Genomic DNA, 26995 nt, shown 5'->3' with positions numbered 1-26995 from the left:
TCGGGTGCGCATGGCACTGACCCTCCCCCTCCCGCGCACCGAGTGTCAAGTGGGTGGGACGGAGGTCTCACTATTTGGGCGCAACGGGGGATGCGCCAGCGCCTCCGGCCCGGGCGCCGCACCGTGCCGGGCCGGTCGGCTGCCGCTGAGCACCACCGCCCGGCCCTGACCGGTCAGGTCCGGCACCGGGTAGCTGCCGCGGGTCAGCGCCCGCCGCAGCCGGGGCTCGTCCAGCGGTCCGGAGAAGGCCAGCCCCATGCCGTGCGTGCACCCCATGGAGCGCAGCGCCAGCACCTGTTCGGGCAGGTCGACGCCCTCCGCGACCGACTGCATGCCGAGGTCGGAGGTGATCCGCAACAGGCCGGCGGTGATCTTGTGCAGCCGGGCGGACTCCACCACCCCGTCGATCAGCCCGCGGTCCAGCCGCAGGACGTCGATGGGGAGCCGACGCAGTGCGCTCATCGCGGCGTACCCGCTGCCGAAGCCGTCCAGGGCGGTCCGTACGCCCAACCGGCGCAGCGCGACCAGCCGGCGCTCCAGGTCGTCGAGCGGGATCCGGGGGTCGCTTTCGGACAGTTCCAGGACGAGTGCGCCCGAGGGGAGGCCGTGCCGGGCGAGCAGCGCCTCGATGGCCTTGGGGGTCAGCGCGCGGTCCAGCAGACGCCGGGCGGAGAGCCGGACCGCGACCGGGACCTGGTGGCCGGCGCGGTGTCGCGCGGCGGCCTGCTCCACGGCCTCCTCCAGCTGCCAGCGGCCCAGCTCGGCGGCGCGCTCGCCGCCCTCGTCGGTGAGCCGCCCGCGGTCGCCGACCCGGAGGAACTCGGCTGGGGTGAAGAGGATGCCTTCGGCGGACCGCCAGCGGGCGTGCGCGGCGACCGCGGTGATCCGGCCGCTGGCCAACTCGACCACCGGCTGGTGCAGCAACGCGAACTCGCCGTCCTGGAGGGCGGTGCGGAGCTTGCTGGCGAGTTCGGCGCGGTGCGCGACCTCGTCCTGCATCTGCGGGGCGTAGAGCTCGACCCGGCCCTTGCCGGCCTGCTTGGCGCGGTACATCGCCAGGTCGGCGTTGCGCAGCAGGCCCGCCGGGCTGACGCCCGGTTCGGCGAAGGCGACGCCGATGCTGGCCGCGACCCGGACGTCCCGACCGTCGATGCGGTACGGCTCGGAGAGCCGCACCCGCAGCCGGTCGGCGATCTCCAGGATGCGGAACTCCCGGGCCGCGTGGTCGCGGGTGCCGTCGCCGGTGATGAGCGCGGCGAACTCGTCGCCGCCGAGCCGGGCCGCTATGTCGCCGGCCCGCACCGATTCCGCGAGCCGGCGGGCCGCCTGGATCAGCAGCTCGTCGCCCGCCTGGTGGCCGATGGTGTCGTTGACCTGCTTGAAACCGTCGAGGTCGATGTAGAGCACGGCGGTGTCATGGTCGGTGGACCGGCGGCCGGTGACGGCCTTGGTGACCCGTTCGGTGAACAGCGCGCGGTTGGGCAGGTCGGTGAGCGCGTCGTGCGAGGCGTTGTGCTGGAGCTGGGCCTGGAGCCGGACGCGCTCGGTGACGTCGCGGGAGTTGAAGATCAGGCCGCCGTGGTGGCGGTTGACCGTGGACTCGACGTTGAGCCAGCCATCGCCGCCGGCGCGCTGTCCGCCGGCCCGGAAGCGGCACTCGATCCGGGTGGTCGGCTCGGCCTCGGGCGAGGCGGCGAGGAACCGGCGGACCTCGTGGACCACCCGGCCCAGGTCCTCGGGGTGGATCAGCGAGGCCAGCTCGGAGCCGACCAGCTCCTCCGCGTCGCGTCCGTAGACCCCGGCGGCCGCGGGGCTCACGTACCGCAGCACCCCGGTCGGTGCGGCGATCATGATGACGTCGCTGGAGCCCTGCACCAGGGAGCGGAAGTGGTTCTCCTTCTGCGCCAGTTCCTGGGTGAGGGTGATGTTGTCGAGCAGCATGATGCCCTGCCGGACGACCAGGGCCAGGACGACCGCGCAGCCGGTGAAGAGCACCACGCGGTCGATGCGGCGCCCGTCCAGGACGTTGGTGAGGATGCCCAGGGTGCAGACGGCGGCCGCCAGATACGGGGTCAGGGCGGCCAGCGAGCCCGCGATGGGGCGGCTGCCGGGCGGCTGCGGGCGGCGCACCGCCTGCCGGGGGTCCTCCACTACGGGCTCCGCGCCGGACCGCCGGCCCACCCACGGGGCGTACGCGAAGAGCATCGAACCGGCGAACCAGCCGGCGTCCAGGATCTGGCCGGAGCGGTAGTGGTCGTGCAGCAGCGGGGAGCTGAACAGTGCGTCGCACAGCACCGTCAGCGCCAGTGCGGCGATGGCGGTGTTGATCGCCGAGCGGTGCATGGAGGAGCGCCGGAAGTGCAGCGCCAGGACCATGCTGACCAGCACGATGTCCAGCAGTGGATAGGCCAGCGAGAGGGCGCTCTGGGCGACCGTGCGGCCCTGGAAGTGCGCGGTGTGCGCGAGCGCGAGGCTCCAGGAGAGGGTCAGCAGCGAGCCGGCGATCAGCCAGGCGTCGAGCCCGAGGCAGACCCAACCGGCCCTGGTCACCGGCCGCTTGGCGAGCACCAGCAGGCCGACGATGGCCGGCGGCGCGAACAGCAGGAAGCAGAAGTCGGCCAGGGACGGGCTGGGTACGGCGGCGCCCTGGACGACCTCGTACCAGCCCCAGACGCCGTTGCCGAGTCCGGCCATCCCGGAGGACAGGGCGAACAGCACCCAGGCCGGACGGAAGGGGCTGGCGTACCTACGGGCGTACAGACCGCAGGAGACGGCGGCGACGAGGGCGGCCACGCTGAGCCCGAAGTCCCCCATGATCACGGCGACCCGCGGTGAGCCCCAACCCACCGCGGAGCCGACGGCGTAGCCGCCGCAGACGACGGCCAGTGCGACCTGCGGCACAGGGCTCGGGGCACCGCCGGCCTGCGCGGGCGACCTGGAGAGCATGGCCCCCGGGGCGCTCACCGGACTCTCCCGTTCTTCCGGGCCGGGCCGCTTCGGGAACGGTGCGTGCGGGGCCCCGGTGGCATTGCTGCGGGCGCTCGTGGATCGCGTGTCTCACGGATCATCCATCGGCAGTACATCGCCCGTCGCCCCCCTCGGTTCCGGATCTTTCGTATCGCGCCGTGACGATCCCGGCGCCCCCGCTCGGGACGATACACCAGATCCGTCACTCAGGGACATAGTGCCTCTACGGAGCGTAACGACCAAGGGATTTGTGGATACGGAGAGCAGTCCTACGGCCTCGTAGAGCGATCCACTGCGGATTCCGGTGCGGTGGCGACGACGTGCCGGACGGGCTCGCCGGCCGCGAAAAGCGCCAACTGGCCGCGCAGCAGCCGCTTCGCACGGGGCAGGAAGGCAGAACTGGGGCCGCCGACGTGTGGAGTGATGAGCACGCCGGGAGCGTGCCACAGCGGATGGCCGGCGGGCAGGGGTTCCGGATCGGTGACGTCGAGAGCGGCGCGGAGCCGTCCCGACTCCAGTTCGGCGAGGAGCGCCGCGGTGTCGACAATCGCTCCGCGAGCGACGTTCACCAGGAGTGCGCCGTCCTTCATCCGGGCCAGGAAATCGCGTCCGACCAGGCCATGTGTCTGCTCGGTGAGGGGCGTGGCGAGGATGACGACGTCCGCGGCGGGCACGAGGGCGGACAGTTCGGACAGTGGATGCACCGGACCGCGCACGGTGTCACGTGCGGTGCGCGCGATGCGCATCACCCGCGCGCATTCGAAAGGCATGAGCCGGTCCTCGATGGCACTGCCGATCGAACCATAGCCCACAATGAGGACCGACTTGTCGGCGAGCGCAGGTCGGAGCTCCGGTCGCCACTCGCCCGCGTCCTGCGCTCGGACGAAGTTCGGGACGCCGCGCAGCGCCGCCAGCGTCAAGGTGAGCGCCAGCTCGGCGGTGCTGGCGTCGTGCAGTCCGTGGGCGTTGCACAACTGGGCACCGGGCGGCAGGCGGTCCAGCCCCGGCAGCATGTGATCGACCCCGGCCGTGAGGGTCTGCACCACGCGCACCCGGCTCATCCGCGACAGTGCGCGCAGACAGATGTCGGCGGGCTTCATGTACGGGACGGCGTAGAAGACGCACCGCGCGGGGTCGGCCGGATAGTCGGGACCGGCGTCCCAGTGGACGTAGGTGAACCCATCAGGGAGGCCGTCGATCTCGCCGGGCGGGATCGGAAGCCATACGTCGCCGGGGGCCGGGTGCGGCTCTGCTGTTGCCATGGCCCGAGGCTATGCGAAGAGACGTTTGGTTCAGACGTTAGTTTGGTCTGGCCCTTGATCGGGGGGCGAGGGGACGGAGGCACGACCAGGTGGAGCGCAGGACAATCGGCGCGGCGGCCCTGGAGGTGGGCGCGATCGGCCTCGGCTGCATGCCGATGAGCTGGGGGTACAGCGCGTCGCAGCGCAACGGGGAGGGGTCGGTGCGGGCGCTGCACGCCGCGCTCGACCGGGGGTGCAGCCTGCTGGACACCGCCGACATGTACGGCCCGTTCACCAACGAGCTGTTGGTGGGGCGGGTGCTCAAGGAACGGCGGCAGGACGCCTTCGTCTCGACCAAGTGCGGGCTGCTCGCCGGCGACCAGCACATCGTCGCCAACGGGCGACCCGGCTACATCAAGCGTGCCTGCGACGCCTCGCTGCGGCGGCTCCAGACCGACCACATCGACCTCTACCAACTGCACCGCGCGGACCCCGAGGTGCCCATCGAGGAGACCTGGGGGGCGATGGCGCAGTTGGTGGCGGCCGGGAAGGTGCGGGCGCTGGGACTGTCCGCGGTGGGGGCGCGCGCCGCCCGGACGCCGCGCACCCTCCGGGCGGGGCGGGTCTCCCCCGGTGGCCGGGGACTGCCAGGCTCGGGAATGCACGCCGGCACGCTGCGCCAACTGGAGCGCGTCCAGCAGGTGTTCCCGGTGAGCAGTGTGCAGGCGGAGCTGTCGGTGTGGTCGCCGGAGGCGCTGGCGGAGCTGCTGCCGTGGTGCGAGTCGCGCGGGGTGGGGTTTCTGGCTGCGATGCCGCTGGGCAACGGCTTCCTGACCGGCACTCTCACCCCGGGGCAGGGCTTCGAGCCGGAGGACATACGGGCCCGACACCCGCGTTTCACCGCCGAGATGATGGCCGCCAACCAGCCGGTGGTGGCCGGACTACGCCGGGTCGGCGCCCGCTACGGGGTCGCTCCCGGGCAGGTGGCGCTGGCCTGGGTGCTGGCCCAGGGGCGCCACGTGGTCCCCGTCCCCGGTACGAAGAAGGAGCGCTGGGCGGTGCAGAACGCCAAGGCGGCGGATCTGGTGCTCGCCCCCGAGGACCTGCGGGAGATCGCCACGCTGCCGCCGGCGCGGGAGTCCTGGTACTGAACGTGGGCCTGCGGCCGGCTGCGTCCCGCGTAGTCGGGTTTCCCCACGTGGGCCTGCGGTCGGCTGCTCTCACGTCGGCTTTCCCGACGTAGGGGTTCGTCTTCTGCGCCTGCGGCGGGGGGCTGTTCGGCTGCGGTGCCGGGGCGGTGGGGGGTTGGGTGAGTGGGGTGGTGCGGGTCGGTGTGGTGTTCTGGTTCCGCCCGTCGACGAGAGGACTCCTGCTGTGCAACGTCGTTCCCGCACTGCCGTGTTGGCTGCCGCCTGCCTGTTCTTGGCGGCGGGGTGTTCGTCCGGTGGGGGGTCGGCGGCGGGGGGTGCGGGGGCCGGCGGGCCGGTCAGGCGGACCGGGGCGCCCTCGCCGAGCCCGTCGGCGTCCGCTGTGGTGCCGTCCGCCAAGGGAACGGTGCGGGTGACCGGGACGCTCGCCACGGGGCTGAAGTCGCCGTGGGGCGTGGCGGCGCTGCCGGGCGGGGATCTGCTGGTCGGTGAGCGGGACACCGGGCGGATCGTGCGGGTGGCCGCGCACGGCGGGAAGGTCACCGACGTGGGGTCGGTCCCGGGGGTGGCGCCGGGGGGCGAGGGCGGGCTGCTGGGGCTCGCGGTGTCCTCGTCGTTCGGCACCGACCACCAGGTGTACGCGTACTTCACCACCGCGTCCGACAACCGCATCGCGCGCATGATCTACGACGAGCGGCGGGATGCGGGCAACCAGCTGGGCGCCCCCAACACCATCTTCAAGGGCATCCCCAAGGGCCGGTTCCACAACGGCGGGCGGCTCGCCTTCGGACCGGACCGGATGCTCTACGCGAGCACCGGCGAGACCGGCGACAAGGCGCTGGCCCAGGACAAGAAGTCCCCGGCCGGGAAGATCCTGCGGATGACCCCGGACGGCGAGCCGGTGCACGGCAACCCGGAGCCGGACTCGGTGGTGTACGACTGCGGGCACCGCAACGTCGAGGGGCTCGCCTGGGACGCCGGAAAGCGGCTGTGGGCCTCGGAGTTCGGGCAGGACACCTGGGACGAGCTCAATCTGATCGAGCCGGGTCGGAACTACGGCTGGCCGCAGGTCGAGGGGAAGCGGAAGGGCGGGGCCGTGCCCCCGGGGTACGCCGATCCGGTGCTGGTGTGGAAGCCAGCGGACGCCTCGCCCAGCGGGCTCGCGTACGCCAAGGGCTCGCTGTGGATGGCGTCGCTGCGCGGCGAGCGGCTGTGGCGGATCCCGCTGAACGGGACGGAGCCCGTGGCCGCGCCGCAGGCGTTCCTCACCGGCGAGTACGGGCGGCTGCGGACCGTGGTGGCGGCCGACGACGGGGCGTTGTGGCTGGTCACCAGCAACACGGACGGCCGGGGCCGGCCCCGCAAGGGAGATGACCGGATTCTCCGCCTGGTGGTGAGCTGAGCCCCCTGCTCCTCTTTGGCCCTCCTTTGTGGGCGGTCTGCTTAGACTCGGTGTCGGGGACGGGTGGATCCATGAGTGATCGCGCCGAAGGGGGCACCGTGTTCAACGTCGTGGAAGAACTGTTCGCGCCCGGCCGTAAGCACACCGACGAGGAGCGCCAGCGGATGACGCTGGTGGTGGACGACGTCGGCGACGGGGACCCCGGGAAGGGGCCGATAGACCTGGCGTCCGGGGTCGTGGTCGTCCGGCCGCAGCAGGAGGCGGAGCCGCCCGCGCCGGAAGGGCCCGTCGCGGGCAACTGATCGCCTAGTAGACCTACTTGGACGAGGCCGGCTCCTTGCTCGGCATCGGCTCGGCGCTCGGCGGCGGCTCGACGAACAACCGCAGCCGGTGGGCGACCGCGCCCGCCTCCCCGCGCCCGGAGACGCCCAGCTTGGCGAGGATGTTGGAGACGTGGACGCTGGCGGTCTTCGGCGAGATGAACAGCGTGTCGGCGATCTGGCGGTTGCTGCGGCCGTCGGCGACGAGGCGGAGCACGTCCCGTTCGCGGGGGGTCAGCCCCAGGGACTCGGCGGGGGCGGCGGGCGGCGGTGAGCCGGCCGCGGGGCCGGCCGTAGGGGGTGCCGGCTGGCCGGCGAGGGGTATCCGGGCGCGCTGGGCGAGGAGTTCGAGTTCGCCGATCAGTGGCTGGGCGCCCATGTCCACGGCGGCGGTGTGCGCCTGGCCGAGCAGCAGCACGGCGGCCTCGCGCGGGGTACGGCCGTTGAGGCCGAGGGTGGCGCGCTCGGTGCCGTGCAGCAGCGACTCGGCCCAGCGGCGGCAGCACCAGGCCAGCTCGTGCGGCCGGTCCAGCGACTCGAAGGCGGCGACCGCCTCGGCCCAGGCGTCGGGGGACTCCCGGCCCTCGGCGCGGCGGAGTTCGGCCTCGACCGCCGCACCGTGGGCGTCCCACACCGGGGAGAGCCGGGCCAGTCGCTTGGCGGCGTCGCGGATGCGGGCGAGGATCTCGGGCCGGCCGGGACCGGCGGTGGGCAGCCCGCGGGCGTCCGCCTCGGCGGTGGTCGCCGACCACAGGAGCGGCCAGGCGTAGCGGTGCAGGCCGGGGGCGAAGCCGGTGTCCCGTACGGCCTGGACGAGGATGGCGCGGACGTCCAGGATCCGGCCCTGGCGGGCAGCCAGTCGCAGGGCGTGCCGGGCCATGGGGAGGGCGTGCTGCTGCTGCGGGTCGTGGGTGCCGTAGTGCTCCTGGGCGACGGCCAGTTCGCGCTCGGCGGTGGCGAGGTCGCCGGCGTCCAGGGCGAGGGCGGTGAGGCGGCTGGCGGCCATGGCCAGGGCGAGGGAGTTCTGGGCGAGGCGGCGGGCGTCGACGGCGGCCTGACCGGCCTCCGTCCAGCGGCCGAGCGACTGGAGCGATTCGGAGCGGTTGCTCAGTACCCAGCTGGTGGCGTTCTTGAGGCCGTAGCGGGTGGTGAGCTCGGTGCCCCGGTCGGTGACCGCCACGGCTTCGCGGGAGCGGCCGACGCCTTCCAGGGTGCCGGGGAGGTTGATGTGGCCGCGGCCGATGACGGCGAAGTAGCCGCGCTCCACGACCCGGTCGAGGACGGTGCGGAATTCGTCGAGGCCCGCCTCGACGTCACCGGCGTCCACCCGTAGTCCGGCCAGCGTCACCCGGGAATTGAGCTCGGCCTCCTCGTCGCCCACCAACCGGGCCAGCTCCACGGCTCGTTCGGCGGTGGTGAAGGTGTCGGGGCCTGGTTCGTGGAGCATCTGCCAGCTGGCGACGGCGGCCGTGACGGTGGCGTGCACGGAGGACGGCGGCAGCCCGCGCATCAGTTCCTGGGCCTTGTCCAGGTCCTCCCAGCCGTTGCCGCGGCCGGTGCCCTGACAGAGCCGGGAGCGCTGCACCAGGAACCAGGCGGTGCGCAGGGGGTCCCCGCTGCTCGAACCGTGTGGGGAGCCCGGGGGCGGGTCGTTCTCGGTGCGGAGCCAGCGCAGCGCCCGCTTGGTGATCATGAAGGCGCGCTCGCTGTCGCCGGACAGCCGGGCGGCCACCGCGATCTCGGCGAGCAGGTCGAGGAAGCGGAGGGCCTCGTCGTCGCAGCCGCAGGCCGGGTACCCCTCGGCGTAGTCAACCGGGCGCACGCCCTGGCGGACCTCCGGCGGGGCGTCGTCCCACAGCTCCAGGGCGCGGTCCAGCAGCCGCAGTTGCTCGGCGTAGGCGTGGCGGCGGCGGGCCTGGACGGAGGCGGCGAGGACGGCGGGCAGCGCCTTGGCGGCGTCATGGGCCTTGTACCAGTAGCTGGCGAGGCGGGTGGCGCAGACCTCGGAACGGACCAGTGTGGGGTCGGCCTCCAGGGCTTGTGCGTAGCGGCGGTTGAGGCGGGTGCGCTCGCCGGGCAGCAGGTCGTCGACGACGGCCTCGCGGACCAGGGCGTGCCGGAAGCGGTAACCGGTGCCGTCCTGGGTGGGGACGAGGGCGTTGCTGCCGACGGCGGCCCGGAGCGCCTCGATGAGGTCGTCCTCGGGCATCTGGCAGACGGCGGCGAGGAGTTCGTGCTCGACGGTGGAGCCGCCTTCGGCGGCGATCCGCACCACCCGCTGGGCGTCCTCGGGGAGCGCCTCGACGCGCACCAGCAGCAGGTCTCGCAGCGGGTCGCTGAGGCCGTGGAGGCAGCCGTCGGCGAGGCTGCGGGCCAGCTCCTCGACGAAGAAGGCATTGCCCTCGGAGCGCTTGAAGACCCGGTCGACGGTGTTCTCTTCGGGCTCGCTGCCCTGGATCCCGGCGATCTGGGAGCGGACCTCGTCGCGGTTGAAGCGGTTCAGCTCGATGCGGCGGACGGTGCGCATCCGGTCGATCTCGGCGAGGAAGGGGCGCAGCGGGTGGCGGCGGTGGATGTCGTCGGAGCGGTAGGTGGCGACCAGGAGGATGCTGGCGTCGTGGAGGGTGCGCAGGAGGTAGGCGAGCAGCTCGCGGGTGGAGCGGTCGGCCCAGTGCAGGTCCTCGACGACGATGACGAGGGTGCGGTGGGCGGCGAGCCGCTCCAGGAGGCGGGCGGTCAGCTCGAAGAGTCGGGCCCGGCCGACCTCCTCGCCCCGGATCTCCCCCGCGGTCTCGCCCAATTCCGGGAGGATGCGGGCCAATTCGCCCTCCTGGCCGCAGACGGCGGCGGCCAGTTCGTCCCGTAGGTGGGCGTTGAGGGTGTGCAGGATCGAGGAGAACGGGGCGAACGGCAGGCCCTCGGAGCCGATTTCGATGCAGCCGCCGAGCGCGACCTGCGCGCCGCTGCCGCGGGCCGTCTCGCAGAACTCCTCGATGAGGCGGGTCTTGCCGACCCCCGCCTCGCCGCCGATCAGCAGGGCCTGGGGCTCGCGGGACGCGGCGACCCGCGTCAGCGCGTCGCCCAGCGCGGTGAGTTCGGCCGCGCGGCCGACGAAAACGGGACTGATGGGTCTGCTCTCCACGGTGCCGAGCATCGCACAGGGGTCCGACACTCCGGCAGTGGTGTCCGGCACACCGGGGACGTCTCCGCTGGTCCGCACGGCCTCGGGCCTCTCCGGTGGATCAGACGGCGGCGCGCCGTACGCGCCCCCGCCCGGCTCGGACCGTACTCACCCGCCCTTCGGGATCGTCGCTCCCGGAGTGGGCGGCGTCCCGCGCCCCTGCGGTGGCCTCGCGCACCAGACGGCGGCGGTCGGCCTCGCGGCGCAGTTCCTCGTAGCGGACCCGGAGCTGAAGTTCGGAGGCGTACATGGTGTCTCCCCTTGGGGTGAGGCGGTGGTGCCGCCCGGTCGATCACCGGGCGCCGATGGCCTCCACTCTCGTCGCCAAGGGGGGTCCGCCACATCGGGAGAGTTCCCGATCTCCGGGCCGGTACGGGGCCCGGAAACCGGGGCGGCGGGCGGCCGGGGGCTTAGAAACGCGCGCCCCGGGCCCGGTGGGCCTTAGATCTGCTCCACCACGCGCGAGGAGCCTTAGGCGCGCCCGCCGCTGTCCTCAGGAGGGGCTCAGGCGCCGCCGCCGGGCGCCTTAGGGATGCTGGGCATGCTGGCGAACAGGTCGAGGTACATGCCCGCCGAGATGATCAACCCGAGCAGGCCGAGCACCAGCCCGCCCCAGGCGACGGCCCGCACCCAGGTGGGGCGTCGGCCGGTCAGCACCACCGCGGCGACGAGCATGGCGAGCACCGCGAACACCCCGTTGACCAGGGCGGTGGTGTGCCAGGGCGCGCCGTAGACGGCGGCGATCTGGTCGGTGGCCTTGCCGGACTGGAGCTTGATCTGGCCCAGCAGGGTCTGCCGTTCGGCGAGCAGGGTGCTCAGCCAGGTGCCGGTGACGGAGGCCAGGCCGAGGCCGGCGGCGACCACGGCACCGGCGCCGGCGGCCGCACCGGACGGGGCGGCCGGGGCGGGCTCCTCCGGGGCGTCCTCGTCGACGTCGTACTCGGCGTCGTACTCGGCATCGGACTTGGCGTCGGACTCGGCGTCGGGCTCCGCATCCGACACGGCATCCGACTCGGCGCCGGACCGGGACTCACCCTTGGCCGCTTCCCCCTTCGTGGCCGTTTCCCCGGCCTTCCCCGTTTCGTCGATCTTCCCCGTTTCCTCGGTGCCGTCCGTGGCGCCCTTCGTCGCCGCACCGGACTTCACGGCGTCGACCTTCGCGGCGTCGACCTTCGCGGCGTCGACCTTCGCGGCGTCGGTCTTCACGTCGTCGGCCTGCACCGTGTCGGTCTTCACGTCATCGGTCGTCGCGTCATCGGTTCGCTTGTCGGTCGTCGTTCCCATGGGCGCGACCGTAGGTGTCGGATCTGAGAGTCCGATGAGAGCCGGTGCGCTGCCCTGCCCCGGGCGTCAGACCTGCACCCGTGGCCGGTCGTCCACCGGGGGCGCGGGCGCGGCGGATTCCGCCGGCGGTTCGATGCTCAGTCGCGGCAGCCGGCGTTCCAGCCAGGCCGGCAGCCACCAGTTGGCGCCGCCCAGGAGGTGCATCAGGGCCGGGACCAGCAGCGTACGGAGGACGAAGGCGTCCAGGGCGACGGCCGCGGCGAGGCCGATGCCGAACATCGCGATGATCCGGTCGCCGCTGAGGACGAACGCCCCGAAGACCGCGATCATGATCACCGCGGCCGAGTTGATCACCCGGCTGGTCTCGGCGAGCCCGACCCGTACGGACCGCCGGTTGTCGCCCGTCCGCTGCCATTCCTCGTACATCCGGCTGACCAGGAAGACCTGGTAGTCCATGGAGAGCCCGAAGAGCACCGAGACCATGATGACCGGGAGGAACGGCTCGATGGGGCCGGCGCTGCCCAGGCCCAGCGCCTCGCTCCCCCACCCCCACTGGAAGACCGCGACGACGATCCCGAAGGACGCGGCGACCGCGGCGAGGTTCATCAGCGCGGCCTTCAGGGGGATGCCGATGCTGCGGAAGGCGAGCAGCAGCAGGACGGAGCCGAGGCCGATGACGGCGCCCATGAAGAGCGGCAGTTTGCCGATGATGACGTCGGCGAAGTCGTCGTAGCCGGCGGTGACCCCGCCGACCCGCACCTTCAGCGTGGTGCCGTCCGCCGCGCCCGGCAGCACCTCGGTGCGCAGCCGGTCGACGAGGTCGGAGGTCCGTTGGGACTGCGGGGAGCTGTCCGGTACGACGGTGATCACGCCGGTGGCGTGGCCGCCGTCGAACTCCGGGCCGCTGACCCGGGCCACGCCGGGGGTGTCCCGGAGGGTGTGCGGGAGCCTGTCGAAGGCGAGCCGGTCGGTGGCGCCGTCGAGCGAACCGACCAGCGTCAGCGGCCCGTTGAAGCCCGGCCCGAAGCCGTCCGCCAGCAGGTCGTACGCCTTGCGGGTGGTGGCGGTGGCCGGGTCGTTGCCCTGGTCGGAGGTGCCGAGGTGGAGTCCGAGGGTGGGGAGCGCGAGGGTGAGCATCACGGCGGCCGCGGCGGCGCCGAGCAACTTCGGGTGGCGTTCGACGAAGCCGGCCCAGCGGGCGGCCGGGCCGGTACCCGGGTCGGGCCGCGGCCCCTCGGTGGCCAGCCGGCGGCGCTCGCGGCGGCTCAGGGCACGGGTCCCGATCACGCCGAGCAGGGCGGGCAGCAGGGTGATGGCGGCGGCGACGGTGAGGACGACGGTGAGCGAGGCGGCCAGCGCGACCCCGTTGAGGAAGCCCAGCCGCAGGGTGAGCATGCCGAGCAGGGCGATGCAGACGGTGGCTCCGGCGAAGACCACCGCCCGCCCGGACACCGTCACCGCGCGTTCGGCGGACTCCTGGACGGAGAGTCCGGCGCGCAGCCCCTTGCGGTGCCGGGTGACGATGAAGAGCGCGTAGTCGATGCCCACGCCGAGGCCGATCAGCATGCCCAGCATCGGGGCGAAGTCGGCGACCGTCATGGCGTGGCCGAGCAGGCTGATCCCGGCGGCGGCGGTGCCGACGGCGGCCAGCGCGGTGATGATCGGCAGCAGGGTCGCGGCGAGCGACCCGAAGGCGAGGAAGAGCACCACGGCCGCCGCGGCCAGCCCGATGATCTCCGGCAGCCCTTCGTGCGGCGCCTGGGTGAGGGCGACGCCGCTGCCGCCCAGCTCGACCTGGAGTCCGTTCCCGGCCGCGGCCCGGGCGGTGCTGACGACCGCGCGGGCCTGGGCCGCGGGCAGGTCGCCGGGCGAGCTGCGGAAGGTCACCGAGGCATAGGCGGTGCGCCCGTCGTGGCTGATCTGCCCGGCGCCACCCTGGCCGTAGGGGCTCTTGACCTCGGCGACGCCGGGCAGCCGGCCGACCTCGGCGAGCGTGTGCGCCATGGTCGTGCGGACCGCGGTGGAGCGGACGGTGCCGGCGTCGGTGTGCCAGACGATGGTGTCGGTGTCGCCAGCGCCGTCCGGGAACGCCTTGGCCAGCAGGGCTCCGGCCTGCCCGGATTCGGTGCCGGGGACCGCGTAGTCGGTGGAGTAGGCGCTGCCGGCCACGCCCGCGGCGACGGCCGTCCCAGTGAAGGCGGCGAGCCAGAGGAGGATCACCACGAGGCGGCGCCTGAGGCACCAGCGAGCCAGAGCGGTCACGGGCTGCTTCCGGGTCGTGCGCCGATATCTCCCGGGAGCGGGTGGTGCCGAACGCGGACTGACGGGGCGGGGAAAAAGGGGAGGAAGAGGGCGGAACGGGGCGGGACGGGTGGGAGAACGGGGGCTGGCGCGGGGGCCACCGCGGCCGATACCGGCACGACGGTCCCGCTTCCGAGTGCAGAGTGTCAGCCCGAAAAGATCCTTTGTCCCCTTTGTGGACTTCCCCACAGAGACGACGACGGAGGCAACCCGGCCCATTTATCGGGCGGTTATGCCCACCAAAAGCCCCTTAACGGACTTTCTATCCTTCGTTCCATTCGCCTTTGGTCCGCTCCCCCGGCCCGGCCCGCGCCTCACCCGGTGATCGACTCCTTGCCGTTCTCCACGTGCCCCTTCAGTCGACGGCGGAAGGAGCCGTCCTCGGCGGTCTTCAGCTCCAGGTCGTACCAGCCGTGCGCGTCGCCGGCGGCGTGCGCGACGGTGCGGCGGGCGTGATCCTGGACCACGTGCAGCACTGAGACCCACGCCACTTCATGAGGGAGTCGCCCCCGCCAAGGGTGCGGCTCCCTCACTTCGCGTTGCCGCCACATGGGCGGAGGGGTGACGGATTGAACGTGTTGAGGGCACAAAAGCTGTCCCTGGCGCCCTCTTTTCTCTTACGCGTATGAGAAAGAAGAAGCAAAGGGCAGTTAATTGGCCCCTGGGTGAGCGGTCGGCCCACCGCCTGGCGAACGAGGGTGTCACGGCCCCCAGTTAATGCATATGAAGGCGGGCCCGTGCCGTGGACTCCAGCGTCCGACGTGGCGGCGTGAGTGTCGCGCCCGTTCAGCTTCTCCCGCGTGCCCCGTTCTCTTTCGGGATGCCGCGCGGGAGTTGAGCGCCTGGCCCGTAGCTCAGCGGGAGAGCGCCCGATTGTCGACCGGGTGACCGCCGGTTCGATTCCGGCCGGGGTCGCTGACGAAACGCATTCCATCTTGGGGGCTGTGTGGCCTGGCATGGCAGCGATCGACGTTCCCGCCTTCCGGCGGACTGGCCGGTCCGTCGTCTCTCCGTGACGCTGCTGGTGCAGCTCGGGGTGGTGGCGGTGACGGGGCTGCTGAATCTGCGGCTGCCCCGGGTGGTCGGCCGAGAGCTGAGCGGGACCGGCCGCGCCCGGTACGGCAGCAGAGCCCCGATACGGCAGCAGGGCCCGGACCGCGTCGCGGTCCGGGCCCTGCCCCGTGCGGTGCCGCCCTGCGGCGGCGGTGCGTCAGCTCTGTGCGGTGTCGTCGCCCGTCTGCCCGGCGCCCTCAGCTGCGGCTGCCTTCTCGCGCATCTTGCGCACCAGCTCCGCCTTCTGGTCGGCGGCACCCTGGCGGTCGAGGTTGCGGTGCGGACCGTTGTTCTGCCGTTCGGCGCGGGACAGCCTCTTGCGCTGGCCGCCGCCCATGCCCACGGGGTTGTTGATGTTCTTGCTCACGGGTTCTCCCGGAATGATGTGAAGTGATCTACGGATTCATCGGTGGGGGACGGGCGCGGCGACGTCGAAGGACGTCAGCAGGGGCCCATCACGCTCTCACTCGTAAATCGGCGTCTGGAAGAACATGACAAAGACATTACCCGGTTCCGCCGGCCCCGCACACCAGGCTTTTCGCCGCCCCGGCGTCGGCCGGGCCTTCGGCGAGCGCCCGGGGTCAGCCGTTTCCTTCCGGGAACCTCAGCACCGCCAGCACCCGCCGGTGGTCGCCGCCCGCCCGGGGCAGGTCCAGATGGGCGTTACTGGCCGCCGCGGGCGTTGTCAGTGGTCGCGACCCGGCCACCGCCGCGCCAACTCCCCGTACCCGCCTACGAGATACCGCCGGCACCACGTCCGCCCCCCAGTCGACAGTCAACGGCCTTCCAATGGTCTTCGGGCGGCCCATTGAGAGGATCCGAGCGGGACAGCAGTGGACCCGTATGGCAGGCGATAGGTATCGGAGTGACAACTTTGGAAACGGCTGACCCGCTGACCAGAGGCGGACGTGGCCGGTTCCGGCGCGCGTGGGCTGTTCCCCGTGGGCATCCGCCCGAGAAAGATCATCCGCAGGGGGGCCGGAGAGGCGCGCGACGCTCGTCTCCGCGGGCTCCGAAGTCGTGCACACCCTCACGTCCGCCTCCCTCGCCACCTCCCCTGCCGTCCGCGCGCTGACCGGCCCCGGCGGCTACCTCATGCCGGCCCGGGAACTGTCCGCGCTGCTGGGCGTCGAGGCGACCGACTGGGCCCGATTCGGCACCCATTGGCACGACCTCACTCTGGACACGCACATGGCCGACGGCGGTACGTACCGCTTCCGCCGCTACGGGCAGTTCGACGTGGACGCCACGACGGGCACGCTCACCCCGCTGCCGCACGCGCCCTACGTCCAGGAAAGCACCATCAACCCGCTCAACGGCGGCGTCGAGCGGCACTTCGACCCGCTGACGGAGGGGTTCACCTCCGACCCGCTGCTGCGGTCGCTGCTGCTCACCATGGCCGCGCTGTTCACCGCGGCCGAGGGCACCTCGGCCTGGAACATCAAGCTGCGCCCCTACCGGATCACCGCGGGCGAGGACCAGGCCGGGCAGCCCGCCCCCGAGGGCCGGCACCGCGACGGGGTCACCTTCATCACCTCGCTGATGATCGACCGGTGCAATGTCGCGGGCGGCGAGAGCGCCGTCTACGACAACGACGGCCGGGAACTGCTCACCACCACCCTCGCCGACCCCGGCGACCTCCTCCTCGGTGACGACCGCCGCACCCTGCACTCCGTCACCCCGCTGAGCCCGGTGGACGCGACGGCCCCCGCACACCGGGACGTCCTGGTGGTCGCCTTCACGGAGCGCTGACCGCCCGCTGACCGCCCGAAGAGCGCCCGCCCAGGCCCCGGTGACCGTCTGCTGACCGCCCGCCGGGCCGGGCCCGGCACCCCGTCGTCGTCGCGGCGCGCCGGGCCCAGGCCCCGTCACCCCGCCGTCGAACCCGCCTCTCTCCCACCCCGCGAACCGCCGTCGAACAAGGACCCACGATCATGACCACTGTGACCGCTCGCACTGCACCCCCCGGCAACCGGCCCCTCTGGCTGATCGATGTCCCCGTCGTCCTGGTGGCCGTCGTCTGGGGCTCCAGCTACCTGGCCGCCAAGGAACTGGCCACCGGCACCACCGTCATCGCCCTTCTCCTCCTGCGGTTCGTGGTGGCCACGCCGGTCATGGCGCTGGTCGCGGGCCGCGGAATCACCCGGCTCAACCGACGGGAGGTCGGCGCGGGCGCACTCCTCGGCATGCTCCTGTCGGGCGTACTGATGCTGGAGACCTACGGAGTGGTACACACCTCGGCGACCAACGCGGGCCTCATCATCAGCCTGACCATGATCTTCACCCCGCTCGCCGAGGCCGCCACGACCCGCACCCGCCCCACCGGCGCCTTCGTCGGCGCGGCGGCGCTGTCGGTGACCGGGGTGGCCCTGCTGACCCAGGGGTCGGGGTTCACCACCCCGTCGTCCGGCGACTTCCTGATGCTGCTCGCCGCCCTCGCCCGCACCGTGCACGTCATGGCCATGAGCCGCCTGAAGGCGGTCCGTTCGACCGACTCCGGAGCGCTGACCGTCGTCCAGTTCGCCGGCGCCATCGCGGTCTTCGCACTCGCGTCGCCCTTCGCGGGCGCCTCCCCGCTCTCCGTGGCGGCCGCCTACTCCCCCCACCAGTGGGCCGCCCTCCTGTACCTGGCCCTGATGTGCACGCTCTTCGCCTTCTTCGTCCAGATGTGGGCGGTGCGCCGGACCTCGCCGTCCCGCGTGAGCCTGCTGCTGGGCACGGAACCGCTCTGGGCCGCCGTCATCGGCGTCGCGGCCGGCGGCGACCGTCCCGGCCCGCTCGGCGCGGTCGGGGCGGTCCTCGTCCTCATCGGTACGACCTGGGGCCGGCAGGCCACGCCGCCACCGAAGCCGACGAAGCCGGAGGAGACCGACGAGACCGGGGAGACCTACAGGACCGACGGGACCGACGGGACCGACGGGACCGACGGGACCGACGGGACCAACGAGACCGACGAGACCGCCGCCCCTCCGGCAGCATCCCAGCCGACCGGCGCGGCCTAGGGCCTAGTAGTCCCTACGCCACCGCGACCCCGATCTCCGCCCGCGACAACAGCCCCCGTTCGACGGCCATCATGCCCGCCTGGAACCTGCTGTCCGCCCCCAGCTTGGACAGCAGCGGAGTGATCGTCCGCCGCAGCGTACGGTCGGAAACCCCGAGGTTACGGGCGATGGCGCTGTCCTTCAGCCCGGCGGCGAACATCCGCAGGACCATCCTCTCCCGGTCGGTCAACGCCCCGTCACGGGACACCTGCCGGACCTCCCCCGGCGCGGCGTCGGCCACCCGCTTCGCGTACACCCAGCAGTGCTCGAAGACCTGGCGCAGCAGCCGGCACACCGCCACACCGTGGATCTCCAGCGCCGTCGCCTCCTCACCGTCCGCGTTCAGGGTGACCAGTGCCTGCACGTCATCGACCAGGGTGAGCCGGAACGGCAGCGTCATCGCGAGCCGCACCTGGGCCCCCGCCCGCCGCAGCCGGAACAGCTGCGCCTGCCCCGCCGTACTGTCAGGCGTCGAGCGCAGGTGGATGGCGCGCAACGACACCCCCCGGGCGAGGACCTGCACACTGCGCCGGTCGACCTCCTCCCCCCGCCCGGGCACGGCCAGGTCGTTCGGCCGCAGCACGAGAACCTCCCGACGCGCCATGGCCGCGAGGGCGTCCATGCTCTCCGCGATCCGCTGCTGCCCCACCCGCGCCGCTATGTGGGAGGACTGCGCGGTACCCGTACCCGACGGCTGGAAGGCCGGCAGGCTGTCGGCCAGCGCGCTGAACGCGGCCCGCAGCGACCGCAGTCCGTCGAGGCGGTCCGCCGTCGTCTGCTCGGCGGTGTCCAGCAGCAGCGCGAACGCCGTCTCCGGCGACACCGGAACCGGCAACTCCGCACCGCGGGACGGCCGTACGAGGCCCATGGACATCAGGTACCGCAGGCTCTCCTGGAACTGCCGGCCCGTCATACCGAGCCGCTCCGCCGCGTGATCCTGCGGGCAGTCACCCTCCGCCAGGAGTAAGTTGAAGACCTCGTCGGCCCGATCCGGACCGGTACGCGAACGCATGACACCTCCACGAAGACTGTGTGGCACGGCGTCATTGACGTGATCGACGAACGTCCCGGATGGTAAGTGGCAGTCAGATCGACCGTCCACGCCCGTCTCTCATCCTGAGATCTTCCCGACCCCCGGCCGGCCGCCACTCGCACCACACGATCTTCCCCGGCACCCGCTCCTCTACGCCCCACGCGTCCGCCAGCGCCGACACCAGCAACAGCCCGCGCCCGTACTCCTCGTACGCCGCGCCGCCCTGCTCCGGCACCCGCGGCTCGCCGCCCCCGCTGTCGTGCACCTCGACGCGCAACAGCCCGTCCTCCGCCCCCAGCGCCAGCCACAGCCGGTATCCACGCCCCGGCGGTACGCCGTGCAGCACCGCGTTCGTGGCCAATTCGCTCACACAGAGCACGACCTCGTCCGCCCCGCGCTTCCGATCCCAGTCAGCGAGCGTACTTCGCGCGAACTCCCTGGCCAGCGACACGGAACGGCGCTCGCGCCGGTAGAACGCCGTCCGGATCCGCACGGCCTGAATCTCCTCTTGCATGCCACCAATGTCACTGGGTGTGACTACGCTGGGCCACAGCGTGATGTCGTACAGATGCGATGTACGACTTCTCGCCGCATCAGACGGTCACGACGGGGGGAAGGCAAGCGGCATGCACCAGGCGAACAAACCGAAGCGGATCACGTCATGGCATGTGATCGGCGCCCAGTTGAGCCACTTCCGCAGGGCGGCCCGGTTAACGCAACCGGCACTAGCCGAGGCCGTGGGCGTACACGAGGACACCATCGGCTCCATCGAACAGGGCCGCAGAGCCCTGAAGATCGACCTGGCCGAGGCGTTCGACGAAATCCTCGACACGAAGGGGGCGTTGGCGGTTGCGGTCAAGAAAGTGCCGGAGCGCGAGAAACTCCCGGCCTTCGTCCAGTCTCTCGTGGAGCACGAGGAGGAGGCACTGACGCTGCTCTCGTACGAGAATCAGGTGGTGCCGGGCCTTCTACAGACCGCGCCGTACGCACGAGCCGTGTTCGACTGCCTCTACCCGCCGCTCGATGAGGACCAGGCGGACGAATGGGTCTCCGCGCGACTCGACGCCAAAGGCTCCTGGAACGCAAGAAGCCTCGGCCGATGCTCAACTTCATCCTGGAGGAGGTGCTGCTCCATCGGCCAGTAGGGGGGCCCGACACCCTACGCGGACAGCTCCGCCATCTTCGGCAATGCGCCGAACTCCCCTTCCTGGGGCTCCAGATCATGCCTACCTCCCGAGGCGCACATGCCTCACTCGACGGCCCCCTCGTCCTTCTGGAGACGCCCGACCACGATCACCTGGCATACATCGAAGCGCAACGGATCAGCTTCCTGGTCGACGACCCCAGTGAGGTCAGCGTGTACCAACAGGTGTATGGGATGCTGCGGTCGCAGGCCCTCACCCCTGAGGAGTCCAAGGGTCTGCTGGACGACTTGCTAGGAGAGTCATGACCAGCACAGCAGCCCAGACGTCCTCCGACGGCCTTGCCTGGTTCAAGTCCAGCTACAGCGGCAGTGCGGGTGGCAACTGCCTCGAAGCCGCCTACGCCTGGCGCAAGTCCAGCCACAGCGGCGACGAAGGCGGCAACTGCCTCGAAGTGTCCGCGTCCCACACCACCATCCACATCCGCGACTCCAAGAACCCCGACGGGCCGGTGCTCACCCTCCCGGCCGCCGCCTGGGGCGCGTTCGTCGCGGACGTCACCCGGCCGTGAAACGGCGGCAACTCGGCCCGCACGGGCCGCTCGTCTCCGCGCTCGGCCTCGGCTGCATGGGGATGTCGACGTCGTACGGGGTACCGGACGACGCCGAGTCCGTCCGCACCCTGGACCGGGCGGTGGAGCTCGGGGTGACCCTGCTCGACACCGCGGACGCGTACGGGCGGGGCGCCAACGAGGAGTTCCTCGGGCAGTGGTTGGGCAGCCGACCGGCCACCGTGCGGGACGGGCTGGTCGTCGCGACCAAGTTCGGGTTGCGGCACGACGCGGGCACCGGGCGGGTGAACGAGGTCGACACCTCCGCCGCCTGGGTGCGCACCGCGTGCCACGCCTCCCTGCGCCGCCTCGGTACGGACCGGATCGACCTCTACTACATGCACCGGCGCGACCCGGCCGTCCCCATCGAGGAGACGGTCGGCGCCATGGCGGAGCTGGTCGCCGAGGGGTCCGTACGCCACCTCGGCCTCAGCGAGGTGAACCCGCGCACGCTGCGCCGGGCGCACGCCGTCCACCCCATCAGCGCCGTACAGCTGGAGCACTCCCTCTTCACCCGCGAGGTGCTGGAGGGCGAAATGCTGGCGACCTGCCGGGAGTTGGGCATCGGCGTCGTCGCGTACGCGCCGCTCGGGCGCGGCATGCTGACGGGCGCCCTCTCCTCCCGCGGTGACCTCACCGCCGACGACGCCCGGCGCCGGTGGCCGCGCTTCTCCGACGAGAACATCGAGCGCAATCTCGCGCTCGTACGGGCCCTGCGCGCCACCGCCGAGTCCCTCGGCTGCACACCGGCGCAGGCCGTCCTCGCCTGGCTGCTCGCCCAGGGCGAGGACCTCGTGCCGATCCCCGGCACCAAGCGCCGGGCCTATCTGGAGGAGAACGCGGCCGCGGCCGATCTCTCGCTCAGCCCGGAGCAGGCGGACCGACTCCGCGCCGCCGTGCCCGACGGCGCGGTGGCCGGGGAGCGCTACCCCGACGCCGCTCTGGCCCGCCTCGGACACTGACCGAGGGCCCCGCGACGGGCCGGCCGGCGACGCAGCCGGCGGCTCAGTCCGCGAGCAACGCCGGTGCCAGTTCCCGGAGTTGGTCGATGCCCAGGCCGCGGTCGGCGGCGATCGGCTGGAGGGCGACGTGGTCGGCGCCCGCGTCGTGGTGCTCCTGCACCCGCCGCCGGATCGCGTCCACATCACCCCAGGCAACGATCCCGTCGACCAGGCGGTCGCTGCCGCCACCGGTGAAGTCGTCGTCGTCGAAGCCCAGCCGCCGCAGGCTGTTCACGTAGTTGGGCAGCGCGAGGTAGAAGCCCAGGTGCTGCTCGCGGATCAGGGCGCGGGCGGTCGCCGGGTCGCTCTCCAACAGGACGGCCTGCTCGGGGGCGAGCAAGGGGGTGCGGCCCAGGATCTCGCGGGCGTCGGCGGTGTGCTCGGGCGTGACGAAGTACGAGTGCACGCCCGCGGCCCGCTCCCCCGCCAGCTCCACCATCTTGGGGCCGAGCGCCGCGAGCACCCGGGCCGGCGGCGTCTCCACCGGGCCCTCGTACGTGGCCTCGTCCATCGCCGTCAGATAGGCGCGCATCGCGGCGAGCGGCTTGGCGTAGGCGTGGCCGCGGACGTTGACCTGCGGGGCGTGGCTGGCGCCCAGGCCCAGCAGGAACCGGCCGTCGTAAGCCTCAGCGAGGGTGTGTGCGCCGGCGTTCATCGCGGTGGCGTCCCGGCCCCAGATGTTGGCGATGCCGGTGGCGACGGTCAACCGCTCGGTGGCGGCCAGCAGCAGCCCGGCGTGGGCGAACGCCTCCTTGGTGGCCTGCGCCTCACCGAACCACAGCGCCCCGTAGCCCAGTTGCTCCACCTCGGCCGCGAACTGCCGCCCGGTCGCGGCCGACACCCGGCCGAGCCCGCCGTGCCAGACCCCGACCCGGCCGAGCCGCGCGGCGATCGCACGCGCGTCCTGAACCGGTGTGTCCTGCTGCGCCATTGCTCGTTCCTCCACTGTCCGGCGGGTGGTGCCCCGGGGGCCCGTATCCGTTGATCCTTCTCCTGTGACAGCGCCGCGGACGGACCCGGCATTCCGCCCCGGTGGAAGAAAGATCGTGAATCCTCCGGAGGACGGCCGGGGAACCGGCCGCGGTACCTCCCCTGCCGGACAGCCGGGCAGCGGGACAGCCGGATGGCCGGACAGCCGGATACGGCGAAGCGGCCGCCCCTCCGAGGAAGGACGGCCGCTCGCGACCGGGACGGGCTCGACGGACGAACCCGGGGTGATCAGCCCTCGACGCCCAGCTTCTCCAGGATCAGTTCCCGCACCCGGGCGGCGTCCGCCTGGCCACGGGTGGCCTTCATGACCGCGCCGACCAGGGCACCGGCGGCGGCGACCTTGCCGCCGCGGATCTTGTCGGCGATCGCGGCGTTGGCGGCGATCGCCTCGTCCACGGCGGTGCCGAGCGCGCCCTCGTCGGAGACGACCTTCAGCCCGCGCTTCTCGACGACCGTGTCCGGGTCGCCCTCGCCGGCCAGCACGCCCTCGATGACCTGCCGGGCCAGCTTGTCGTTGAGCGAGCCCTCGACGACCAGCGCGGCGACCCGGGCGACCTGCTCCGGGGTGATCGGCAGCGCGGCCAGCTCCACCCCGTCCTCATTCGCGCGGCGGGCCAGCTCGCCCATCCACCACTTGCGGGCCGCGGCGGCGTCCGCACCGGCCTCGGTGGTGGCGACGATCAGGTCGACCGCACCGGCGTTGAGGATCGACTGCATGTCGAGCTCGGCGATGCCCCACTCCTCGCGGAGCCGGTTGCGGCGGACCCGCGGCAGCTCGGGCAGGGTGGCCCGCAGCTCCTCGACCCAGTCGCGGGACGGGGCCACCGGCACCAGGTCCGGCTCGGGGAAGTAGCGGTAGTCCTCCGCCTCCTCCTTGATCCGGCCCGACGTGGTGGAGCCGTCCTCCTCGTGGAAGTGCCGGGTCTCCTGGAGGATCGTGCCACCGGAGGAGAGCACCGCGGCGTGCCGCTGGATCTCGAACCGGGCGGCCCGCTCCACGGAGCGCAGCGAGTTGACGTTCTTGGTCTCCGAGCGGGTACCGAACTTCTCGGTGCCGTGCGGCCGCAGCGAGAGGTTCACGTCGCAGCGCATCTGGCCCATCTCCATACGGGCCTCGGAGACGCCCAGCGCCTTGATCAGCTCGCGGAGCTCGGCGACGTACGCCTTGGCGACCTCGGGGGCCCGCTCGCCGGCGCCCTCGATCGGCTTGGTGACGATCTCGATGAGCGGGATGCCGGCGCGGTTGTAGTCCAGCAGCGAGTGCCGGGCGCCGTGGATCCGGCCGGTCGCCCCACCGATGTGGGTGGACTTGCCGGTGTCCTCCTCCATGTGGGCGCGCTCGATGTGCACGCGGAAGATCTCACCGTCCTCCAGCTGTACGTCGAGGTAGCCGTCGAAGGCGATCGGCTCGTCGTACTGGGAGGTCTGGAAGTTCTTCGGCATGTCCGGATAGAAGTAGTTCTTCCGGGCGAAGCGGCACCATTCGGCGATGGTGCAGTTCAGGGCCAGGCCGATCTTGATCGCGGACTCCACGCCGGTCGCGTTGACGACCGGGAGGGATCCGGGCATGCCCAGGCAGGTGGGGCAGGTCTGCGAGTTGGGCTCGGCGCCCAGGGTGGTCGCACACCCGCAGAACATCTTGGTCTTGGTACCGAGCTCGACGTGCACCTCCAGACCCATCACGGGGTCGTAGGTGGCCAGCGCGTCCTCGTACGGCACCAGGTCGGTGACAGTCACGGTGAAACTAACCTCTCAGGTCCGGCGCCGGTCAGCCCGCGAGGACGTCGTCGTCATTGAGACGGCGCAGTTCGCGGACGAGCAGGGCGACACCGGTGACGATGGCGGCGGCGGAGACAACGGCGTCGATCAGTTGGAGCGTGTCGTGCTCCCCCTTGGCCTTCTTCGCCTGCTTGACGACGCTCACCGCGCCGAACAGCGTGGTGCCGATGGACAGGTAGGTGCCGGGCTTGGACTTCTTGAAGCTCTTGGCCTTGGCCAGCTTTCCACTCACAGCGTCTCCTCCAGCAGGTCCTCGATGACAACTCCGCTCACAGGGCCGGCGCCTCCTCCAGGAGCGGGTGGCCCCACTTCTCGGTGAGCGCGGACTCGACCGCGGCGCCGACCTTGTAGAGCCGGTCGTCGGCCATGGCCGGGGCGATGATCTGCAACCCCACCGGCAGCCCGTCCTCGGGGGCCAGTCCGCAGGGCAGCGACATGGCGGCGTTGCCCGCCAGGTTGGCGGGGATGGTGCACACGTCGGCGAGGTACATCGCCATCGGGTCGTCGTTGCGCTCGCCGATCGGGAACGCGGTGGTCGGCGTGGTCGGCGAGATGATCACGTCGACCTGCTCGAAGGCCCGCTCGAAGTCGCGGGTGATCAGCGTGCGGACCTTCTGGGCGCTGCCGTAGTACGCGTCGTAGTAGCCGGAGCTGAGCGCGTACGTGCCGAGCATGATGCGGCGCTTGACCTCGGGGCCGAAGCCGGCCTCGCGGGTCAGTGCGGTGACGTCCTCGGCCGACTTCGTGCCGTCGTCGCCGACCCGCAGGCCGTAGCGCATGGCGTCGAAGCGGGCGAGGTTGGAGGAGCACTCGGAGGGCGCGATCAGGTAGTACGCGGCCAGCGCCAGGTCGAAGGACGGGCAGTCCAGCTCGACGATCTCGGCGCCCAGCTCCTTGAGCAGCGCGACCGACTCGTCGAAGCGCTGCACGACGCCGGGCTGGTAGCCCTCGCCGCGGAACTGCTTGACGATGCCGACCCGCATCCCGTCCACGTTGCCGTTGCGGGCCGCCTCGACGACCGCCGGGACCGGGGCGTCGATGGAGGTGGAGTCCATCGGGTCGTGGCCGGCGATGGCCTCGTGCAGCAGCGCCGTGTCCAGCACCGTGCGGGCGCACGGGCCGCCCTGGTCCAGGGAGCTGGAGAAGGCCACCATGCCGTAGCGGGAGACCCCGCCGTAGGTGGGCTTGACGCCGACGGTGCCGGTGACGGCGGCGGGCTGGCGGATCGAACCGCCGGTGTCCGTGCCGATGGCGAGCGGGGCCTGGAAGGAGGCCAGGGCGGCGGAGGAGCCGCCGCCGGAGCCGCCGGGGATCTTGGTGAGGTCCCAGGGGTTGCCGGTCGGCCCGTAGGCGCTGTTCTCCGTCGACGACCCCATGGCGAACTCGTCCATGTTGGTCTTGCCGAGGATGACGACGTCGGCGGCCTTGAGCTTCTTGGTCAGCGTGGCGTCGTAGGGCGGCATCCACCCTTCGAGGATCTTCGAGCCGACGGTGGTCGGCATGTCCTGAGTGGTGAAGATGTCCTTCAGCGCGAGCGGGACGCCGGCCAGCGGGCCCAGCTTCTCGCCGCGCGCCCGCTTCTCGTCGATGGCGCGGGCCTGGGCCAGCGCGCCTTCGCGGTCCACGTGCAAGAAGGCGTGCACCTTCTCGTCGACGGCCTCGATGCGGGCCAGGTGCGCCTCGGTCACCTCGACGGCGGTGAGCTCGCCGGCGGCGATCTTCGCCGCGATCTCGGCGGCGGTGAGCTTGATCAGGTCAGCCATGTCGGTCACTCCTCCCCCAGGATCTGCGGCACCTTGAAACGCTGCTGCTCCTGGGCCGGGGCGCCGGAGAGCGCCTGCTCGGGGGTGAGCGACGGACGGACCTCATCCGGCCGCATCACGTTGGTCAGGGGCAGCGGGTGGGACGTCGGCGGGACGTCTTGGTCGGCGACCTCGGAGACGCGGGCGACCGCGCCAATGATGTCGTCGAGCTGTCCGGCGAAGTGGTCGAGCTCTTCGTCCTTCAGCTCCAGACGTGCCAGCCGGGCGAGGTGGGCGACCTCCTCGCGCGTGATGCCAGGCATGCAGAGATCCTCTGGTGTTTTCGGCGGAGTGTTCTGGGCGGAGTGTTCCGGAAGGAGATTTCTGGGCGAATTCTCCGGCGGAGTATTCCGGCCCAATCCTATGGCGTACGGGAACGCTGCCGCGAAACGCTTTCGCCGGAGCGCTTCGGCGGGGTGCTGCGCCGGACCGCCCGGCGGGGCGCGGGGCGGTCCGGCGGGGCGCGGGGCGGTCCGGCGGGCCGCCCCACGGGCCCGGGCGGCGGCCGCGGACCGGGGTCAGCCGCCGTCCGCCACCGGGGCGCCCGGAGGCGGATCGTTTGTCCTGGGGCCGTCCGGCGCCCTGGGGTCGGGCGGTGTGTCCGGTGGCGGCACGTCCGGCGCCGGCGCGTTCGCTTGCGCTGCGTCCGGTGCCGGCGCGTTCGCTTGCGGTGCGTCCGGTGCCGGTGCGTTCGCTTGCG

22 protein-coding genes, 1 tRNA gene and 1 pseudogene are annotated in these 26995 nt (G+C 72.2%); 9 read left to right on the top strand and 15 right to left on the bottom strand.

Annotated elements, in window-relative coordinates; genetic code table 11:
* Positions 1 to 45 precede the first annotated feature (45 nt).
* Positions 46 to 2964, bottom strand: a complete 2919-nt coding sequence (locus tag ACO0M4_RS03485) for a putative bifunctional diguanylate cyclase/phosphodiesterase (protein WP_430368132.1) — start codon at positions 2962 to 2964, stop codon at positions 46 to 48.
* A 272-nt stretch (positions 2965 to 3236) separates the two neighbouring features.
* Positions 3237 to 4229, bottom strand: a complete 993-nt coding sequence (locus ACO0M4_RS03480) for a 2-hydroxyacid dehydrogenase (RefSeq protein WP_430368130.1) — start codon at positions 4227 to 4229, stop codon at positions 3237 to 3239.
* An 89-nt stretch (positions 4230 to 4318) separates the two neighbouring features.
* Here ACO0M4_RS03480 and ACO0M4_RS03475 point away from each other — a divergent pair, with 89 nt between their 5' ends.
* From ACO0M4_RS03475 to ACO0M4_RS03465, 3 genes are all read left to right on the top strand, one after another.
* Entirely contained in the window at positions 4319 to 5359 is a 1041-nt protein-coding gene (locus ACO0M4_RS03475; protein WP_430368128.1) for an aldo/keto reductase, read from the top strand.
* Positions 5360 to 5582: 223 nt separating this feature from the next.
* On the top strand, positions 5583 to 6758 hold the full coding sequence (locus tag ACO0M4_RS03470; protein WP_430368126.1) for a PQQ-dependent sugar dehydrogenase: 1176 nt from the start codon (positions 5583 to 5585) through the stop codon (positions 6756 to 6758).
* Between the two features lie 71 nt (positions 6759 to 6829).
* Entirely contained in the window at positions 6830 to 7060 is a 231-nt protein-coding gene (locus ACO0M4_RS03465) for a DUF6191 domain-containing protein (protein ID WP_430368124.1), read from the top strand.
* A 13-nt stretch (positions 7061 to 7073) separates the two neighbouring features.
* On the opposite strand, the gene ACO0M4_RS03460 is transcribed toward ACO0M4_RS03465, so the two are convergent.
* From ACO0M4_RS03460 to ACO0M4_RS03440, 5 genes are all read right to left on the bottom strand, one after another.
* Positions 7074 to 10232, bottom strand: a complete 3159-nt coding sequence (locus ACO0M4_RS03460; RefSeq protein WP_430371226.1) for a helix-turn-helix transcriptional regulator — start codon at positions 10230 to 10232, stop codon at positions 7074 to 7076.
* Positions 10233 to 10320: 88 nt separating this feature from the next.
* On the bottom strand, positions 10321 to 10509 hold the full coding sequence (locus tag ACO0M4_RS03455) for a hypothetical protein (protein ID WP_430368123.1): 189 nt from the start codon (positions 10507 to 10509) through the stop codon (positions 10321 to 10323).
* Positions 10510 to 10763: 254 nt separating this feature from the next.
* A complete protein-coding gene (locus tag ACO0M4_RS03450) occupies positions 10764 to 11543 on the bottom strand; it encodes a hypothetical protein (protein ID WP_430368121.1) in 780 nt (259 codons plus the stop codon).
* Positions 11544 to 11609: 66 nt separating this feature from the next.
* Complete coding sequence (locus ACO0M4_RS03445) at positions 11610 to 13805, bottom strand: MMPL family transporter (protein ID WP_430368119.1); 2196 nt, start codon at positions 13803 to 13805, stop codon at positions 11610 to 11612.
* Positions 13806 to 14158: 353 nt separating this feature from the next.
* Positions 14159 to 14335: a hypothetical protein gene (locus tag ACO0M4_RS03440; protein ID WP_430371423.1), complete on the bottom strand. Its 177-nt coding sequence runs from the start codon at positions 14333 to 14335 to the stop codon at positions 14159 to 14161.
* A gap of 353 nt (positions 14336 to 14688) precedes the next feature.
* On the opposite strand from ACO0M4_RS03440, the gene ACO0M4_RS03435 reads away from it, so the two are divergent.
* A tRNA-Asp gene (locus ACO0M4_RS03435) sits at positions 14689 to 14759 on the top strand.
* A gap of 295 nt (positions 14760 to 15054) precedes the next feature.
* Here ACO0M4_RS03435 and ACO0M4_RS03430 read toward each other — a convergent pair.
* Positions 15055 to 15264, bottom strand: coding sequence for a DUF6243 family protein (locus ACO0M4_RS03430; protein WP_235445110.1), 210 nt, complete (start codon positions 15262 to 15264; stop codon positions 15055 to 15057).
* A gap of 653 nt (positions 15265 to 15917) precedes the next feature.
* Between ACO0M4_RS03430 and ACO0M4_RS03425 the strand changes: the two genes are divergently transcribed.
* Positions 15918 to 16649 (top strand): 2OG-Fe dioxygenase family protein, encoded by a 732-nt coding sequence (locus ACO0M4_RS03425; RefSeq protein WP_430368117.1) that lies wholly within the window; start codon positions 15918 to 15920, stop codon positions 16647 to 16649.
* A gap of 182 nt (positions 16650 to 16831) precedes the next feature.
* Positions 16832 to 17899 (top strand): DMT family transporter, encoded by a 1068-nt coding sequence (locus ACO0M4_RS03420; protein WP_430368115.1) that lies wholly within the window; start codon positions 16832 to 16834, stop codon positions 17897 to 17899.
* Between the two features lie 13 nt (positions 17900 to 17912).
* Here the strand turns inward: ACO0M4_RS03420 and ACO0M4_RS03415 are convergent, their stop codons facing one another.
* Positions 17913 to 18950, bottom strand: coding sequence for a LuxR C-terminal-related transcriptional regulator (locus tag ACO0M4_RS03415; RefSeq protein ID WP_430368113.1), 1038 nt, complete (start codon positions 18948 to 18950; stop codon positions 17913 to 17915).
* Positions 18951 to 19023: 73 nt separating this feature from the next.
* Positions 19024 to 19485 carry an ATP-binding protein gene (locus tag ACO0M4_RS03410; protein ID WP_430368111.1) on the bottom strand — a complete coding sequence of 154 codons (462 nt, stop codon included), beginning with the start codon at positions 19483 to 19485 and terminating at the stop codon, positions 19024 to 19026.
* A 112-nt stretch (positions 19486 to 19597) separates the two neighbouring features.
* Between ACO0M4_RS03410 and ACO0M4_RS03405 the strand changes: the two are divergent.
* From ACO0M4_RS03405 to ACO0M4_RS03395, 3 genes and pseudogenes are all read left to right on the top strand, one after another.
* Positions 19598 to 20421 (top strand): annotated as a pseudogene (locus ACO0M4_RS03405) (helix-turn-helix domain-containing protein).
* Positions 20418 to 20684: a DUF397 domain-containing protein gene (locus tag ACO0M4_RS03400; RefSeq protein ID WP_430368109.1), complete on the top strand. Its 267-nt coding sequence runs from the start codon at positions 20418 to 20420 to the stop codon at positions 20682 to 20684. The pseudogene ACO0M4_RS03405 and the gene ACO0M4_RS03400 overlap by 4 nt, the downstream one beginning before the upstream one ends.
* Entirely contained in the window at positions 20681 to 21685 is a 1005-nt protein-coding gene (locus tag ACO0M4_RS03395; RefSeq protein WP_430368107.1) for an aldo/keto reductase, read from the top strand. The genes ACO0M4_RS03400 and ACO0M4_RS03395 overlap by 4 nt, the downstream gene beginning before the upstream one ends.
* 43 nt (positions 21686 to 21728) lie before the next feature.
* On the opposite strand, the gene ACO0M4_RS03390 is transcribed toward ACO0M4_RS03395, so the two are convergent.
* From ACO0M4_RS03390 to gatC, 5 genes are all read right to left on the bottom strand, one after another.
* Complete coding sequence (locus tag ACO0M4_RS03390) at positions 21729 to 22655, bottom strand: LLM class F420-dependent oxidoreductase (protein WP_430368105.1); 927 nt, start codon at positions 22653 to 22655, stop codon at positions 21729 to 21731.
* 287 nt (positions 22656 to 22942) lie between these two features.
* Positions 22943 to 24451, bottom strand: a complete 1509-nt coding sequence (gene gatB, locus ACO0M4_RS03385; protein WP_430368103.1) for an Asp-tRNA(Asn)/Glu-tRNA(Gln) amidotransferase subunit GatB — start codon at positions 24449 to 24451, stop codon at positions 22943 to 22945.
* Between the two features lie 31 nt (positions 24452 to 24482).
* The gene (locus ACO0M4_RS03380; protein WP_100599668.1) at positions 24483 to 24725 is read right to left on the bottom strand and encodes a hypothetical protein; all 243 of its coding nucleotides are present in this window, start codon (positions 24723 to 24725) and stop codon (positions 24483 to 24485) included.
* Positions 24726 to 24762: 37 nt separating this feature from the next.
* On the bottom strand, positions 24763 to 26256 hold the full coding sequence (gene gatA / locus ACO0M4_RS03375; RefSeq protein ID WP_430368100.1) for an Asp-tRNA(Asn)/Glu-tRNA(Gln) amidotransferase subunit GatA: 1494 nt from the start codon (positions 26254 to 26256) through the stop codon (positions 24763 to 24765).
* A gap of 5 nt (positions 26257 to 26261) precedes the next feature.
* Positions 26262 to 26558 (bottom strand): Asp-tRNA(Asn)/Glu-tRNA(Gln) amidotransferase subunit GatC, encoded by a 297-nt coding sequence (gatC, locus tag ACO0M4_RS03370; protein ID WP_043266233.1) that lies wholly within the window; start codon positions 26556 to 26558, stop codon positions 26262 to 26264.
* Between the last annotated feature and the right edge of the window lie 437 nt (positions 26559 to 26995).

The organism is Streptomyces sp. RGM 3693 (genome assembly GCF_050471125.1).
GTDB lineage: Bacteria > Actinomycetota > Actinomycetes > Streptomycetales > Streptomycetaceae > Streptomyces.
The sequence above is the reverse complement of the archived record's forward strand: the minus strand, read 5'-3'. Positions and strand labels throughout refer to the sequence as shown.